This is a genomic window from Streptomyces sp. So13.3, from assembly GCF_005860785.2.
In the GTDB taxonomy this organism is placed as follows: Bacteria; Actinomycetota; Actinomycetes; order Streptomycetales; family Streptomycetaceae; genus Actinacidiphila; species Actinacidiphila fildesensis.
On sequence record NZ_CP048835.1, the window covers coordinates 6568399 to 6581567 of the forward strand.

A 13169-nucleotide genomic window follows, 5' to 3' on the forward strand; every position below is an offset into this window, starting at 1 on the left:
CGATACGGGCGACCACCGACAGCGCTCATCCGGTTTTTCCGGCCGGTTGTGCCACCCGCCGCAGATTGCGGATCGCCGGCACCGACAACAGCGACACACAGACCACCAGGGACACCACGCTGCCCGCCAGCAGCACATGGCGCGCGCCGAACGCGGACGACGCCGGCCCGGACAGCGCCTGGCCCACCGGCAGCATCGCGACCGACCCGGCGACCTCGTAGGCGTGGATCCGGTTCAGGATCTCGCCGGGCACCTGGGTCTGCACGCTGGTCGCCCAGTTCACGCCCCAGTACGCCCAGGCGGAACCGGCGACGAAGATGCAGCCGCAGATGGCCGGTACCGGCAGGTGCAGACCGACGGACGCCGGGTACAGCGCGCTGCCGAAGAGGGCGGTGGCTCCCGCCCGCAGCGGGAAGTGCGACCGGAACCGCATCGCGAGCAGCGCACCGAGCGCGGTGCCCGCGCCCAGGCAGGAGTTGACCAGGCCGTACGCCTTCGGGCCGTGCGCCGGCAGGATCTCACCGGCCGTGAGCGGCGTCACCGGGCCCATCACCGTCACCATGAAGACCATCCAGATCACGATGACCGTCCACATCCAGGTGCGGCCCCGGAACTCCCGCCACCCCTCGACGAGATCGGCCCGGAAGGTACTGGTCTTCGGCCCGGTGGTCTCATGGGCGACCGGCGGCAGCCGGAGCAGGAACACACAGACCGCGCTCACCCCGAAGGTGACCGCGTCCACCGCGATCACGCCGCCCGCCGACGCGAACGCCACCAGCAGCCCGGCGACCGCGGGACCGGCCAGCGCCATCATCGACTCGGCGGTCCGCACCACCCCGTTGGCACCCTGCACATCGGTGGCGACCCGCGGCACCGTACTGGCCACGCCGGGCTGGAACATCGCCGCGGCGACCCCGTTGACGGCGGTGATCGCGCACACCTGCCACAGCACCACGTGGTCGGCGAAGAACAGACCGGCCAGCAGCGCCATCATGCCGAGCCGTACGAGGTCGGCGCCGATCATCAGCAGCCGGGCGTTGAACCGGTCCGCGATCACGCCGCCGAATATCACCAGCCCGGCGAAGCACCCCATGTACGACGCCATCACCAGCCCGATGGCACCGGCCCCGTACCCGTACTGCAGCAGCCCGGCGGCCATCGCCACCGGCAGCATGGAGTCGCCGAGCATGGCGACCGAGCGCGCGGTGAAGTACAGCCGGAAGTTGGCCGACCACAGCCCCGGGCCCTTCGCGGGCGCTGTGACGGACCCCGCCGCCGGCCCGGTCGGCGGATCGATGAGGAGAGGGTTCTCGCAGGGCTGTGGCGCGGAGGAGGTCACAGGGATCGAGTGTGGACTGGACCAATTCTCCGTGTCCAGGGGTTTCAGTGGCTGGACGTCCGTGGGGCCGGAGTGGTGGTGGCCGGGAGGGCGCGCAGCAGCAGGAGGGAGCGCCCCGGCACCGTCACCGAGCCGCCCGCCGGGTATCCGGTGCCCGGTGGCCGGGACTGGTCCTCGGCGGTGGTGTCGAGGAGGAGTTCGTAGGAGTCGGCCCAGGGGTGGCCGGGGAGGGCGAAGCGGGCGGGGCGGTGCGAGGCGTGGGCGATGATCAGGAAGCTGTCGTCGGTGATGGGGACGCCCTGGGCGTCGCGCTGCGGGATGTCGTCGCCGGAGAGGTACATGCCGATGGTGTGCGACGAGGCGAACCAGTCGTCGTCGGTCATCTCCTGGCCCCCGGCGGTGAACCAGGTGAGGTCGGGCAGCCCGCCGGGGGTCTGGGAGCGGCCGGAGAAGAACGCGCGGCGGCGCAGCACCGGGTGGGCGCGGCGCAGTGCGATGACACGCGCGGCCAGCGTGCTGAGCCCCCGCCAGTCGGGGTCGTCCAGCAGCGACCAGTCGATCCAGCTGATCTCGTTGTCCTGGCAGTACGCGTTGTTGTTGCCGCCCTGGGTGCGGCCCATCTCGTCACCGGCCACCAGCATGGGGACGCCGGTGGACAGCAGCAGCGTCGAGAGCAGGTTGCGCAGCTGCCGGCGGCGCAGGGTGTTGATCCCGGGGTCGGTGGTCGCGCCCTCGGCGCCGCAGTTCCAGGAGCGGTTGTCGTGGGTGCCGTCGTTGTTGTTCTCGCCGTTGGCCTCGTTGTGCTTGGACTCGTAGGAGACCAGGTCGCGCAGGGTGAAGCCGTCGTGCGCGGTGATGAAGTTGACCGAGGCGTACGGCCGCCGGCCGCCCCAGGCGTACAGGTCGCTGGAGCCGGAGAGCCGGTAGCCGAGGTCGCGTACGTCGTGCTGGGCGCCGCGCCAGAAGTCGCGCACCGCGTCCCGGTAGCGGTCGTTCCATTCCGTCCACAGCGGGGGGAACGCGCCGACCTGGTAGCCGCCCATCCCGACGTCCCACGGCTCGGCGATCAGTTTCACCCGCCGCAGGACCGGGTCCTGGGCGATGACGGCGAGGAACGGCGAGAGCATGTCGACGTCGTGCATCGAGCGGGCGAGCGCAGCGGCGAGGTCGAAGCGGAAGCCGTCGACGCCCATCTCCGTCACCCAGTAGCGCAGCGAGTCGGTGATGAGCCGCAGGACGTGCGGCTGCACGACGTGCAGGGTGTTGCCGCAGCCGGTGTAGTCGGCGTAGCGGCGCGGGTCGTCCTGCAGCCGGTAGTAGCCGCGGTTGTCGATCCCGCGCAGCGAGAGCGTCGGGCCCAGCTCACCGCCCTCGGCGGTGTGGTTGTAGACGACGTCCAGGATGACCTCGATACCGGCGGCGTGCAGGGCGCGCACCATCCGCTTGAACTCGCCGACCTGCTCACCGCGGGTGCCGCCGGCCGCGTAGCCGGAGTGCGGCGCGAAGTAGCCGATGGAGTTGTAGCCCCAGTAGTTCTTCAGCCCGGCCCGCTCCAGGTGCTCCTCATGGGCGAACTGGTGGACGGGCAGCAGCTCGACGGCGGTGACGCCCAGCCCGGTGAGGTGCTCGATCGCGGCCGGGTGCGCCAGCCCCGCGTAGGTGCCGCGCAGCTCCTCCGGTATGCCGGGATGGCGCTTGGTGAAGCCCTTGACGTGCAGTTCGTAGATGACGGAGTCGGACCACGGCGTCTTGGGACGGTGGTCGTCGGACCAGTCGTCGTCATCGTGGACGACGACGCCCTTGGGCACGAGCGGGGCCGAGTCCCGGTTGTCGCGGACGGTGTCGGCGATCTGCCGCTCCGGCCAGTCACGGACGTGCGCGTAGACCTCGGAGGGCAGCGTGAAGTCGCCGTCCACCGCGCGGGCGTACGGGTCCAGCAGCAGCTTGGCGGGATTCCAGCGGGCGCCGGTCCACGGGTCCCAGCGGCCGCTGACCCGGTAGCCGTAGCGCTGGCCGGGCAGCACGCCGGGCACGAAGCCGTGCCAGATCTCGTGCGTCAGCTCGGTGAGCGGCGCCCGGGTCTCGGTGCCGTCCGCCTCGAAGAGGCACAGCTCCACGGATTCGGCGCCGCCCGCCCACAGCGCGAAGTTGGTGCCCGGCCGGCCGTCGGGGCCGGTGCGGAAGCGCGCGCCGAGCGGTTCGGAACTGCCGGGCCAGACCGTACGGGGCGCGCTCCCGGGCTCGGGGCCGCCTGCCGCCCCGGGGTCCGGGGTCGTCCCCGGAGCCTGCTCCTGAGCGGGCCCGGGGACGGCCGGCGGAGGGCTCGTCCGCAGGCCGTTCGGCCGGGGGACCGCCTCAACGGCCTCCATGGCCTCGTGCTCGCGTGTCTCTGACACGTGCTCGCCTCCCGCGGCTCGACAGGATCCAGCCGTACGCGACCGCGGCCACGGTACGGCGGAACCCCACGCGTCCCACTAAAGCCCTGGCCGGGCGCGGCCCTTCCCGGCGTCCCGTGCCGGGTCGGTGCCGTCTCCTCCTACCATTCCTTCCCCTCCGGACGCGTGCAGTCACCCGTGTGATCGGTGTCGTCCCTGTTGCCCTGCTGTTCCCGTACACATGGGCGGTGACACGTTTCCCCGGGGGTGCCGCTCTCGTTGACCCTGCGTGACGAATGTGGTGAGGCGCGCCCTGCGCGCCGGGGCGGGACTGGTAGGAGCGGTAGTACTCGGCGGGCTCCTCGCCGGATGCGGGGCGGGAGGCGGTGGCGACGTCGGCAGCAGGAGCGACGACGCCGCCCCGAGGGACGTCGTCCCGCAGGTGTCGGAAGCGGTCATCAGCATCACGCCGGACGACGCGGCGCACGATGTGCTGCCCGACGGGCAGCTGCGGGTCGGAGTGGAGAAGGGCGAGTTGACGCAGGTCAAGGTGGCCGACGCCGAGGGCGTACCGGTCCCCGGCACCCTCGCCGCGGACCACAGCGGCTGGCTGCCCACGGGCAAGCTGGCGCTCTCCACCCAGTACACGGTGGACGCCTACGCGGTGGACGGCCAGGGCCGCCGGGCCGCCAAGCACGCCGTGTTCACGACGCTGGTGCCCAAGCACAAGTTCATCGGCTTCTACACACCCGAGGCCGGATCCACCGTCGGTACCGGCATGATCATCACCATCAACTTCAACCGGCCGGTCACCGACCGTGCGGCGGTCGAGCGGGCGATCACCGTCCACGCGAAGCCCGCGGTGGACGTGGCCCCGCACTGGTTCGGCAGCCGGCGCCTCGACCTGCGCCCCAGGAAGCACTGGCGGGCCGGCACCGAGGTGACCATGTCGCTGCGGCTCAAGGATGTCGAGGGCGCCGACGGCATGTACGGCACCCAGTCCAAGGACGTCCGGTTCACCATCGGCCGCGACCAGACCAGCACCGTCGACGCGGACGCGCACACCATGACCGTGCGGCGCGAGGGCCAGTTGTTCAAGACGCTGCCGATCTCGGCCGGCAGCCCGGGGCACCCCACGTACCAGGGCACGATGGTGATCGCCGAGAAGTTCGCCCTCACCCGGATGAACGGCCAGACGGTCGGTTTCGGTGGGGAGTACGACATTCCGGATGTTCCGCACGCCATGCGCCTCACCCGCTCCGGGACGTTCCTGCACGGCAACTACTGGGCCGCGCCCGGGACCTTCGGCGTCACCAACACCAGCCACGGCTGTGTCGGGCTCGCCGATGTGAAGGGCGGCCGCTCGACGACGCCGGCGGGCTGGCTCTTCGAGCACTCGCTCGTCGGCGACACCGTCGAGGTGATCAACTCCCACGACCGCACGGTCGCGGCGGACAACGGCATGGGCGGCTGGAACCTCAGCTGGCAGGAGTGGCGCGCGGGTTCCGCCGCGTCCCTCGACTCCGCCGCGTCCCCGGAATCCGGCTCCAACCCCTGACGCGGCGCTCCCCGCGGTCCCTTCCGGGCCCGGTCCGCCCCCGGTCGACCACCGGGTGGGGGCCGGGCCCGGAGTCCGTTCCGGAAGCGGTTCCGGGGCCGGATCCTGCCTCGTGGCGCGTTCACAGCACACTGGGACGGAATGGTGACATTCCCGTGTCACCGGGCCTACCTTGCGTGTGATTATCTGTCGTTTGCGTGAGCGGTATTACGCGCAGAAGCCCCAGCGGCTCTGCAGCGGCCACGCACAGGGGGGTCAGGGTCGGATCGGCCGGGCAGAATCGCTACCAGGGGTGCCGTAGCTGGGCATTCCGGACGCGTGGGCGGGCGGCCGTGTGAGGGGAGCAGAAAGTTGAAGCCGATACAGGCGGCGCCGGGCGCCAGGCAGACGTTGCTGGCACTGGCGCTGGGGGCGCTGCTGTTGATGACCACCGCATGCGGTGGCGGCGGCACGAACACCGGCAGCACCGGCGGTGCCGGTGGTAACAAGCCGGCCGGTGCGCAGGCCGGCACGAGCGCCGACACCAAGGCCTCGGCGGCGGTGGTCACCATCACGCCGAAGGACGGCGCGAACAACGTGGCCACCAGTGGCGCGTTGAAGGTGACGGCCGCGAGCGGCAAGCTCACCTCGGTCATCGTCAAGGACGACAAGGGCACGTCGGTCAAGGGCGAGACAGCCGCGGACGGTGCCAGCTGGGCGCCGGACGAGCACCTGGGCACCTCCACCAAGTACACGGTGGACGCGATCGCCAAGGACGCCGACGGCCGTGAGTCCGCCAAGCACGCGGTGTTCACCACGATCACGCCGAAGGATTCCTTCGTCGGCTTCTACACGCCGGAGGACGGCCAGACCGTCGGCGTCGGCATGGAGGTCTCGCTCAACTTCAACCGGGCGATCACCAACAAGAAGGCCGTCGAGGCGGCCGTCCAGGTCACCGCTTCTCCGTCCGTCCCCGTCAAGGGCCACTGGTACGGCAACCAGCGTCTGGACCTGCGCCCCGAGCAGTACTGGGCGGCGGGCACCAAGGTGACGCTGAGCCTGCGGCTGGACGGCGTCGAAGGCGCCCCCGGCGTCTATGGCAAGCAGTCCAAGGACGTGAAGTTCACCATCGGCCGCAGCCAGGTCAGCGTGGTCGACGCCGCGAAGCACACCATGACGGTCAGCCGTAACGGCTCGGTGATCCGCACCATTCCGATCAGCTCGGGCGCCCCGGCGCACACCACGTACAACGGCAAGATGGTGATGACCGAGAAGTACGACGTGACCCGGATGAACGGCGACACGGTCGGCTTCGGCGGCGAGTACGACATCAAGGACGTACCGCACGCCATCCGCCTGACCAACTCGGGCACCTTCATCCACGGCAACTACTGGGCGGCCAAGTCGATCTTCGGCAACTCCAACACCAGCCACGGCTGTGTGGGGCTGTCCGACACCCGCGGTGCCGGTGACCCGTCCACCCCGGCCGCCTGGTTCTACAACCAGTCGATCGTGGGCGACGTCGTCCAGGTGATCAACTCCAAGGACAAGACGGTGCAGTGGTACAACGGCCTCAACGGCTGGAACCTCTCCTGGAGCGAGTGGACCAGCTGACCCGCTGACCAGTCGATGTGACCTCCGTCGCCGGGCGGGCCTGTTCTTCGGGCCCGCCCGGCGAAGTAGTCTCCGGACCATGACTGTGAGCCTCGAAGTCGCCGAAGGCGTCGGCACGATCCGCATCGACCGCCCGCCGATGAACGCACTGGACATCGCCACCCAGGACCGGCTGAAGGTGGTCGCGGAGGAGGCGGGGCGGCGCGACGACGTACGCGCCGTGATCGTCTGGGGCGGGGAGAAGGTGTTCGCCGCCGGCGCGGACATCAAGGAGATGCAGGCCATGTCCTACGAGGGCATGGTCGACCGCTCGCGCGCCCTCCAGGAGTCGTTCACCGCGGTCGCCCGCATCCCCAAGCCGGTGGTCGCCGCGATCACCGGCTACGCGCTGGGCGGCGGCTGCGAACTGGCGCTCTGCGCCGACATCCGCGTCGCGGCGGAGAACGCCAAGCTGGGCCAGCCGGAGATCCTGCTCGGTCTGATCCCGGGCGCCGGCGGCACCCAGCGGCTGAGCCGCCTGGTGGGTCCCTCCCGGGCCAAGGACCTGATCTTCACCGGCCGGATGGTGAAGGCCGAGGAGGCGCTGGCCATCGGCCTGGTCGACAAGGTCGTGCCCGCCGAGCAGGTCTACGCCGAGGCGCGCGCCTGGGCGGAACGCCTCGCCCGCGGCCCGGCGTACGCGCTGCGCGCGGCCAAGGAAGCGATCGACGGCGGTCTGGAGACCGACCTGGAGACCGGGCTGACCATCGAACGCACCCTGTTCGCCGGTCTGTTCGCGACGGCCGACCGCGAGACGGGCATGCGCAGCTTCGTCGAGGACGGACCGGGCAAGGCGAAGTTCCGTTAGTCCTGTCGTGCCGACGGGTCGGCCGAGGGTCCGCCGTGGACCCTCGGCCGGCCCATCACCCCTCTTTCGAGGGCCTGTTGACGTTGGGCCGACCGGGTGGGCCGACCTTAGCGCAGTCTTAAGTGAACCTTAAAGAATCCCCGCCCTCAGTAGCCTGTAGCTGATCGTCAACGACTCATCACTGCAGGTCATCACGGCTTCTCGAGGGCGATCATTGTCCATGGCATATGCCTGAACACGCTTATGGAACCCCTCATTCCGGTCGGCCAATTCCCCCGGATCCACCCCGAACCGCCTCCTGTGCGGCCATGATGAACGCATGGCGGGCCGGGGAGCATCCGAGCAACCGCAGCGGGTGAGCATCGCCGCTGCGGCGTGGCCGTCGGCGGCCGCCGACGAGGCCGCTGCCAAAGCCCTCGATCTGGTCGGGGATCCGTCGGTGGAAGAGGTCCGGCTGACCTCGCGCCCCGAATCCGCCTCGACCGCGCGCCGGCTCTCCGTCTCGGTGCTGCGCCGGTGGTCGCTTCCGCAGCTCTCCGACACCGTCGAGTTACTGGTCTCGGAACTCGTCGGCAACGCCGTCCGGCACACCGGCGCCCGCACCTTCGGGATCCGGATGCTGCACCGCCGCGGCTGGATCCGCGTCGAGGTCCGCGATCCCTCGCGGGCGCTGCCCTGTCTGCTGCCGGTCCGCGAGCTCGACATCAGCGGCCGCGGCCTCTTCCTCGTCGACAAGCTCTCCGACCGCTGGGGCGTCGACCTCCAGCCACGCGGCAAGACGACGTGGTTCGAACTGCGCGTCCTGGACCGCTGAGCGCCCGTTCTCCGCCACAACGCGAAGAAGCCCTCCGGTGTCGCAGTGCGACACAGGGAGGGCCTCTTCGTACCGCCGCGGAGCAAGGGGGGTGTGGTCCGCGGCGCCTTGGGAACGGCTCAGCCCGGGTCAGTGGGGGCCGTTGGCACCGACTCTGACACAGGGGGTACGGAGCAGGCAAACCCACATATCGGACATTAGCTAATATTCTTCATCAATCACTTGCGTATAAGGGAGTGAACTGCGCCACTTGCCTTGTAAATAGCGGATAAGCAGTGTATCGATCTTGCATTCGAACGATTCGCTATGCAGTGGAGCGTATGGGCCGCGCGCCCATCAAGGGAGCCGCCGCCGCGCGCAGCTCGTCGCTCAGCGGGCTGGGGCGCAGGGTGGCCGGGTCCAGCTTGACCTGGGCGCGGCGTCCCGACGCGTGCACCACCTGGTGGTCGGCGGACAGCACGTGGAAGCCGTAGACGATGCTGGTGCGGCCCAGGTGCTCGATCCAGATGTGCACGGCCCCGTCGCCCGCGCCCAGGATCGGCGCCAGGTACTCGATGCGGAACTCGCGCACCGCGAGGAAGGTGTCGTCGTACTCGGTGCGGTCGGCGGTGTACGACCAGCCCCGGTCGACCCAGTAGGCGGTGATCGCGCGCTCGACGAACAGGGCGTAGCGGGCGTTGTGGACCATTCCCAGGGCGTCGAGATCGTCGAAGTGGATCTGGACGGGGAAGATCTGTGCGGCCGGTGCTTCTTGGGTGGCCGGTGGCTGGGCGGTGGTCGTCATGTCTCAGCTCTCCGGGAGGATCGAAGGGTCGGTGCAGCAGGATCTGAGCCGTTCCAGGACGGCCCGGTGCGCCTGGGCGAGGACGGTGGCCCGGTCCATGAGCCGGGAGCGGGTGACGACGGCCTCGCCGAGCGCGTCGATCTCGAACGTCAGCTGCGCGGCGTCCACGTCCGCCCGCAGCTCGCCGAGGGCGATCGCCTCCTCGACGAGGTCCTGGATGTGCCGCACCCAGTCGACGATCGACTGCGCGACGCGGTCGCGCACCGCGCCCGGCCGGTCGTCGAACTCCGTCTGCACGGCGGCGAAGAAGCAGCCGCCGGGCAGTACGTCCTTGGCGTAGAAGGCCAGCCGTGCCTCGTGCAGCGCGAGCAGCCGCCGCACGCCGGCCGGCGCGTCCTGCGCCGGCCGCATCACGAGCGCGCCCCACTGCTTGCGGGCCCGGTCGATCACGTCGAGCTGGAGCTGCTCCTTGTCCCGCCAGTGTGTGAACAGTCCGGACTTGCTCACCCCGAGCGCTCCGGACAGCCGTGCCAGCGAGAGTCCGTCCAGTCCGTCCACCGAGGCGAGCGCCACGGCCGTGTCCAGCACGGCTTGCCGCGTGCGCTCTCCGCGTACGCGTCTGCCGTCGGGCCGCTCGCTGTCTGCCATGGCCTCACCGTAACAGAAAGACGACCGACCGGTCGCACTTATTGTTGGGCCCGGAAACCCCGATAATCTGAGCCCGACCATCAGGCACAGAGAAGGGGCGGGTCACGTGGCGGACATCGAGGCAGCGAAGAGGGCATTCGACCGGTATGACCTCGACAAGGACGGTCAGATCACCGCGGCCGAGTACAAGAAGGTCATGGCCGAGCTCGGGGACTTCCACACCACCGAGTCGGTCGCCCAGGCCGTGATCAACGCCGACGACACCGACGGTGACGGGCAGCTCTCGTGGGACGAGTTCTGGGCCAAGCTGCAGGGCTGACGCACAGAAGTGGGGCCCGGCACCATGACCGGTGCCGGGCCCCACTCGTTCCTGTTCCTGCCGCGAGGGCGGGTCTCGCTCAGACGATGTCGTAGAAGCCTTCGCCGTCCATGTACCGCGCCGACAGGATGTTGTGCATGACGACGCTCTCGGTCTCGTGCACGAGGTACACGCGCATCGGGTACGTCCAGTCGTCGATCGAGCGGTGGATCTCGTCGCCGGGGTGCACGTTCAGCGTGATGTCATGGAAGCTCTCCAGCCCGCGGAGCTCGGCCATCTTCGGATAGCCGACGAGCTTGCCGGCCGCCGGCGAGACCATGTTGACGATCCCGGCGTGCCGGGCGAGTTCATAACCGGCCTCCCAGCGCTCCAGGAAGCGCTCGGGGTCGACGTACGCGTCCACGGTCCAGTCCAGCTGGCTCTCGCCGATCGCGCCCTTGGCCGGCACATGCACGTCCGCACCGCAGATCCGGGCGGCGCTCTCGACCAGCCGCGGGCCCTGCGGCGTCAGCTTGAGCTCGGTGTGCGCGGGACCGTTGCGCACCCCCAGGGCGTCCAGGACCAGGCAGTTGTACTCGATCAGCGCGTCCTGCTCCACGCCATGACGAGGCATCAGCTGGGCGCCGGCCGCCATGTCGTGCACCCCGTTGGCGCCGAGGTGGTGCATCTTCCAGATGTCCGTGACGTGGTGCTTCCCGTCCAGGCTCACGGTGTTCACGATGTACTCGCTGCCGACCAGGTACTCCTGCGCCAGCACCGCGTGGTTGTGCAGCTCCAGCGCGCTCTCGGAGCCGAGCAGCGCCTCGAACGCGGCGCGCACCTGGTCCGCGTCGTCGCAGAAGAAGATGCCGTCGCTTCCCGCGCTCTTCAACGGCTTCAGCACGACCCGGCCTTCGGCCTCGCTGTGCCAGGCGAGCAGCGTGTCGAGGTCGGTGGCCAGGATCTGGCCGGTGCCGGGGACCCCGGCCTCCTTGACCGTCTCCATCATGCGGAACTTGTCCCGGCGGGACGGGCTCAGCGCCGTGCCGTTCGTCCGCAGGCCGAGCGCCTCGCTGAGCACGTCCGCGACCTCGACCCCGCTCTCGATGCCCGCCAGCAGACTGACCGGCGCGTGCGCGGCGAGGGCCGCGACCGTCGCGGCGACATCCCCCGCGTGCACGATGTTGGCGGTGAAGTCCGAGGCCCGGAAGCTCTTCTCGTACACCATCGGAATCGCCGGGGTGCTCTGGACGTGGACGCATTCATAGCCGCGCGCCTGGAAGAGCGGGGCAAGGGATCGTGCGCTCGAATACGCGTCGACGATGACGACCACGCGGGGAGCGGCGGGCTTGACGGTCATTCTTACCTCACCAATGGGCGATCCGGCAGGACGGACGGGGCGACGCGGGCTGGTCACTCGATTCCCAGGGCGGACATCATCGGGCGCAGCTTCGCGCAGGACTCCGCGTACTCCGCCTCGGGATCGGAGTCGGCCACGATGCCGCAGCCGGCGTACAGCGAGGCGGAGGGGCCGTCGACCAGGGCGGACCGGATGGTGACCGCGAACTGGCCCTGCCCGGAGCCGTCGGCCCAGCCGACCACTCCCGCGTACCAGCTCCGGTCCAGCCCCTCGTTGTCGGAGAGCCAGCTCAGCGACTCCTTGCGGGGGTGGCCGCCGAGGGCCGGGGTCGGGTGGAGACGGTCGACGAAGTCCAGGATTCCCGCGGTGGAGTCCGCGGCCAGCTCGCCGCGGACCTTCGTGGACAGATGCTGGACGTTGGCGAGCTTGACCACGCTCGGCTCCGCGTCGGAGGCGACATTGACGCACGAGTCCCGCAGCGCGTCGCGGAGCATCTGCACCACGACGTCGTGCTCGTGCTGGATCTTGGCGCTGCCGGCCAGTTCGAGGGCGAGAGCCGCGTCCTGTTCCGGGGTGAGCCCGCGGGGCGCCGTACCGGCCAGTCCCAGCGCGTGCACCGCCCGGCGGTTGACCCGTACGAGGTATTCGGGGGTCGCGCCGAGGAAGGTGTACTCCTCGTGGTCCACCGCGAAGACGGTGGTGCCGGGATAGGCGCTGCGCAGCCGGTTCACCGCGGTCGGCACGTCGAACGGGCTGGAAGCTGTGACCCGCAGCTCGCGCGCCAGCACCACCTTCTCGAAGTCGCCGTCCCGGATCCGGCCGGTCGCGCGGCGGACCAGGCCCTTCCAGCGGTCGGCGTCGGGCAACTCGGCGCTGGTGTGCGTCCGTTCGTCCGCGTACGCCAGTTTCCGGGCTTCGGCGGCGGCTTCGGGCGGAAGGCAGAGGTCGGCGAGGTGGAGCAGGCCGTTGGCCACCTGCTCGGGGTCGCTGTCGTGCAACAGAACGGCGTTCAGGCGCAGTTCGGCCGGACCGGGCCGGTCGGCGGCGGCCTGGTCGGGCACCGTGCCACGGATCTGCAGGGCGGGCACCCACATCAGGGCGTCCGGAAGGCGTCCCTTCTCCGGGGCGTTCTCGGGGCTGAAGGCGAAACCGCCGATGGCCAGCGGGCCTTCGCCCGTGGGCAGTTCGGCGACCGCCGTTCCGCCGGTGACGAGGTCCCGGGTCAGCGCCTGCCATCCGTCGCGGACGGACGCGACACGGTTCTCGCCCCGTCCCCGCAGATCGCGCGCCGATCCGATCGCGACGACGGATCCGCGGTCCCATGCCGACTGCCACAGGAACGAACGCGGCGTACCGCGACGGGCACGGCTCCAGATGGCGACGGGGTCGGCGAGGGTGAGCGGTTTGGCCCAGCTGACGAGGACCAGACGCTGGCTGCGGCGGGCCTGGTCGAGGGCGCGCCGGCAGGTGGCGAGGAGGCTGTCCCGGTCGGCGCGGTCGAGCAACGCGACGGGTCGTTCACGGGTGACCACTGGTGCGGCAGCGGAGGTCAT

At 70.3% G+C, this 13169-nt stretch carries 11 protein-coding genes; 5 read left to right on the plus strand and 6 right to left on the minus strand.

Annotated features, from left to right (window positions below):
- Positions 1 to 25 precede the first annotated feature (25 nt).
- Together C8250_RS29495 and glgX are read right to left on the minus strand one after the other, a co-directional pair.
- On the minus strand, positions 26 to 1189 hold the full coding sequence (locus C8250_RS29495; protein WP_164296675.1) for an MFS transporter: 1164 nt from the start codon (positions 1187 to 1189) through the stop codon (positions 26 to 28).
- A 194-nt stretch (positions 1190 to 1383) separates the two neighbouring features.
- Positions 1384 to 3708, minus strand: coding sequence for a glycogen debranching protein GlgX (gene glgX, locus C8250_RS29500; protein WP_138354944.1), 2325 nt, complete (start codon positions 3706 to 3708; stop codon positions 1384 to 1386).
- Between the two features lie 295 nt (positions 3709 to 4003).
- Here glgX and C8250_RS29505 point away from each other — a divergent pair, with 295 nt between their 5' ends.
- The 4 genes from C8250_RS29505 to C8250_RS29520 all read left to right on the plus strand — a co-directional run bounded on the left by C8250_RS29505 (position 4004) and on the right by C8250_RS29520 (position 8526).
- Complete coding sequence (locus C8250_RS29505) at positions 4004 to 5272, plus strand: Ig-like domain-containing protein (RefSeq protein WP_138354892.1); 1269 nt, start codon at positions 4004 to 4006, stop codon at positions 5270 to 5272.
- A 423-nt stretch (positions 5273 to 5695) separates the two neighbouring features.
- A complete protein-coding gene (locus C8250_RS29510) occupies positions 5696 to 6865 on the plus strand; it encodes an Ig-like domain-containing protein (protein WP_138354945.1) in 1170 nt (389 codons plus the stop codon).
- 79 nt (positions 6866 to 6944) lie between these two features.
- Positions 6945 to 7712, plus strand: a complete 768-nt coding sequence (locus C8250_RS29515) for an enoyl-CoA hydratase/isomerase family protein (RefSeq protein WP_138354893.1) — start codon at positions 6945 to 6947, stop codon at positions 7710 to 7712.
- Positions 7713 to 8031: 319 nt separating this feature from the next.
- A complete protein-coding gene (locus C8250_RS29520) occupies positions 8032 to 8526 on the plus strand; it encodes an ATP-binding protein (protein WP_138354894.1) in 495 nt (164 codons plus the stop codon).
- A gap of 304 nt (positions 8527 to 8830) precedes the next feature.
- On the opposite strand, the gene C8250_RS29525 is transcribed toward C8250_RS29520, so the two are convergent.
- Positions 8831 to 9310: a thioesterase family protein gene (locus C8250_RS29525; protein ID WP_138354895.1), complete on the minus strand. Its 480-nt coding sequence runs from the start codon at positions 9308 to 9310 to the stop codon at positions 8831 to 8833.
- Between the two features lie 3 nt (positions 9311 to 9313).
- Positions 9314 to 9958: a TetR/AcrR family transcriptional regulator gene (locus C8250_RS29530; protein WP_138354896.1), complete on the minus strand. Its 645-nt coding sequence runs from the start codon at positions 9956 to 9958 to the stop codon at positions 9314 to 9316.
- Positions 9959 to 10064: 106 nt separating this feature from the next.
- Here C8250_RS29530 and C8250_RS29535 point away from each other — a divergent pair, with 106 nt between their 5' ends.
- The gene (locus C8250_RS29535; RefSeq protein WP_138354897.1) at positions 10065 to 10277 is read left to right on the plus strand and encodes an EF-hand domain-containing protein; all 213 of its coding nucleotides are present in this window, start codon (positions 10065 to 10067) and stop codon (positions 10275 to 10277) included.
- Positions 10278 to 10356: 79 nt separating this feature from the next.
- On the opposite strand, the gene C8250_RS29540 is transcribed toward C8250_RS29535, so the two are convergent.
- Together C8250_RS29540 and C8250_RS29545 are read right to left on the minus strand one after the other, a co-directional pair.
- Positions 10357 to 11616, minus strand: a complete 1260-nt coding sequence (locus tag C8250_RS29540; protein ID WP_138354898.1) for an ATP-grasp domain-containing protein — start codon at positions 11614 to 11616, stop codon at positions 10357 to 10359.
- 53 nt (positions 11617 to 11669) lie between these two features.
- Positions 11670 to 13169 carry an isochorismate synthase gene (locus C8250_RS29545; protein ID WP_138354899.1) on the minus strand — a complete coding sequence of 500 codons (1500 nt, stop codon included), beginning with the start codon at positions 13167 to 13169 and terminating at the stop codon, positions 11670 to 11672.

Excerpts from the sequence above, each read along its gene's own strand:
- C8250_RS29495 (WP_164296675.1), bottom strand. The coding sequence starts at position 1,189 with ATGCTCGGCGACTCCATGCTGCCGGTGGCGATGGCCGCCGGGCTGCTG.
- glgX (WP_138354944.1), bottom strand. The coding sequence starts at position 3,708 with ATGGAGGCCGTTGAGGCGGTCCCCCGGCCGAACGGCCTGCGGACGAGC.
- C8250_RS29510 (WP_138354945.1), top strand. The coding sequence starts at position 5,696 with ATGACCACCGCATGCGGTGGCGGCGGCACGAACACCGGCAGCACCGGC.
- C8250_RS29515 (WP_138354893.1), top strand. The coding sequence starts at position 6,945 with ATGACTGTGAGCCTCGAAGTCGCCGAAGGCGTCGGCACGATCCGCATC.
- C8250_RS29520 (WP_138354894.1), top strand. The coding sequence starts at position 8,032 with ATGGCGGGCCGGGGAGCATCCGAGCAACCGCAGCGGGTGAGCATCGCC.
- C8250_RS29525 (WP_138354895.1), bottom strand. The coding sequence starts at position 9,310 with ATGACGACCACCGCCCAGCCACCGGCCACCCAAGAAGCACCGGCCGCA.
- C8250_RS29530 (WP_138354896.1), bottom strand. The coding sequence starts at position 9,958 with ATGGCAGACAGCGAGCGGCCCGACGGCAGACGCGTACGCGGAGAGCGC.
- C8250_RS29540 (WP_138354898.1), bottom strand. The coding sequence starts at position 11,616 with ATGACCGTCAAGCCCGCCGCTCCCCGCGTGGTCGTCATCGTCGACGCG.
- C8250_RS29545 (WP_138354899.1), bottom strand. The coding sequence starts at position 13,169 with ATGACCTCCGCTGCCGCACCAGTGGTCACCCGTGAACGACCCGTCGCG.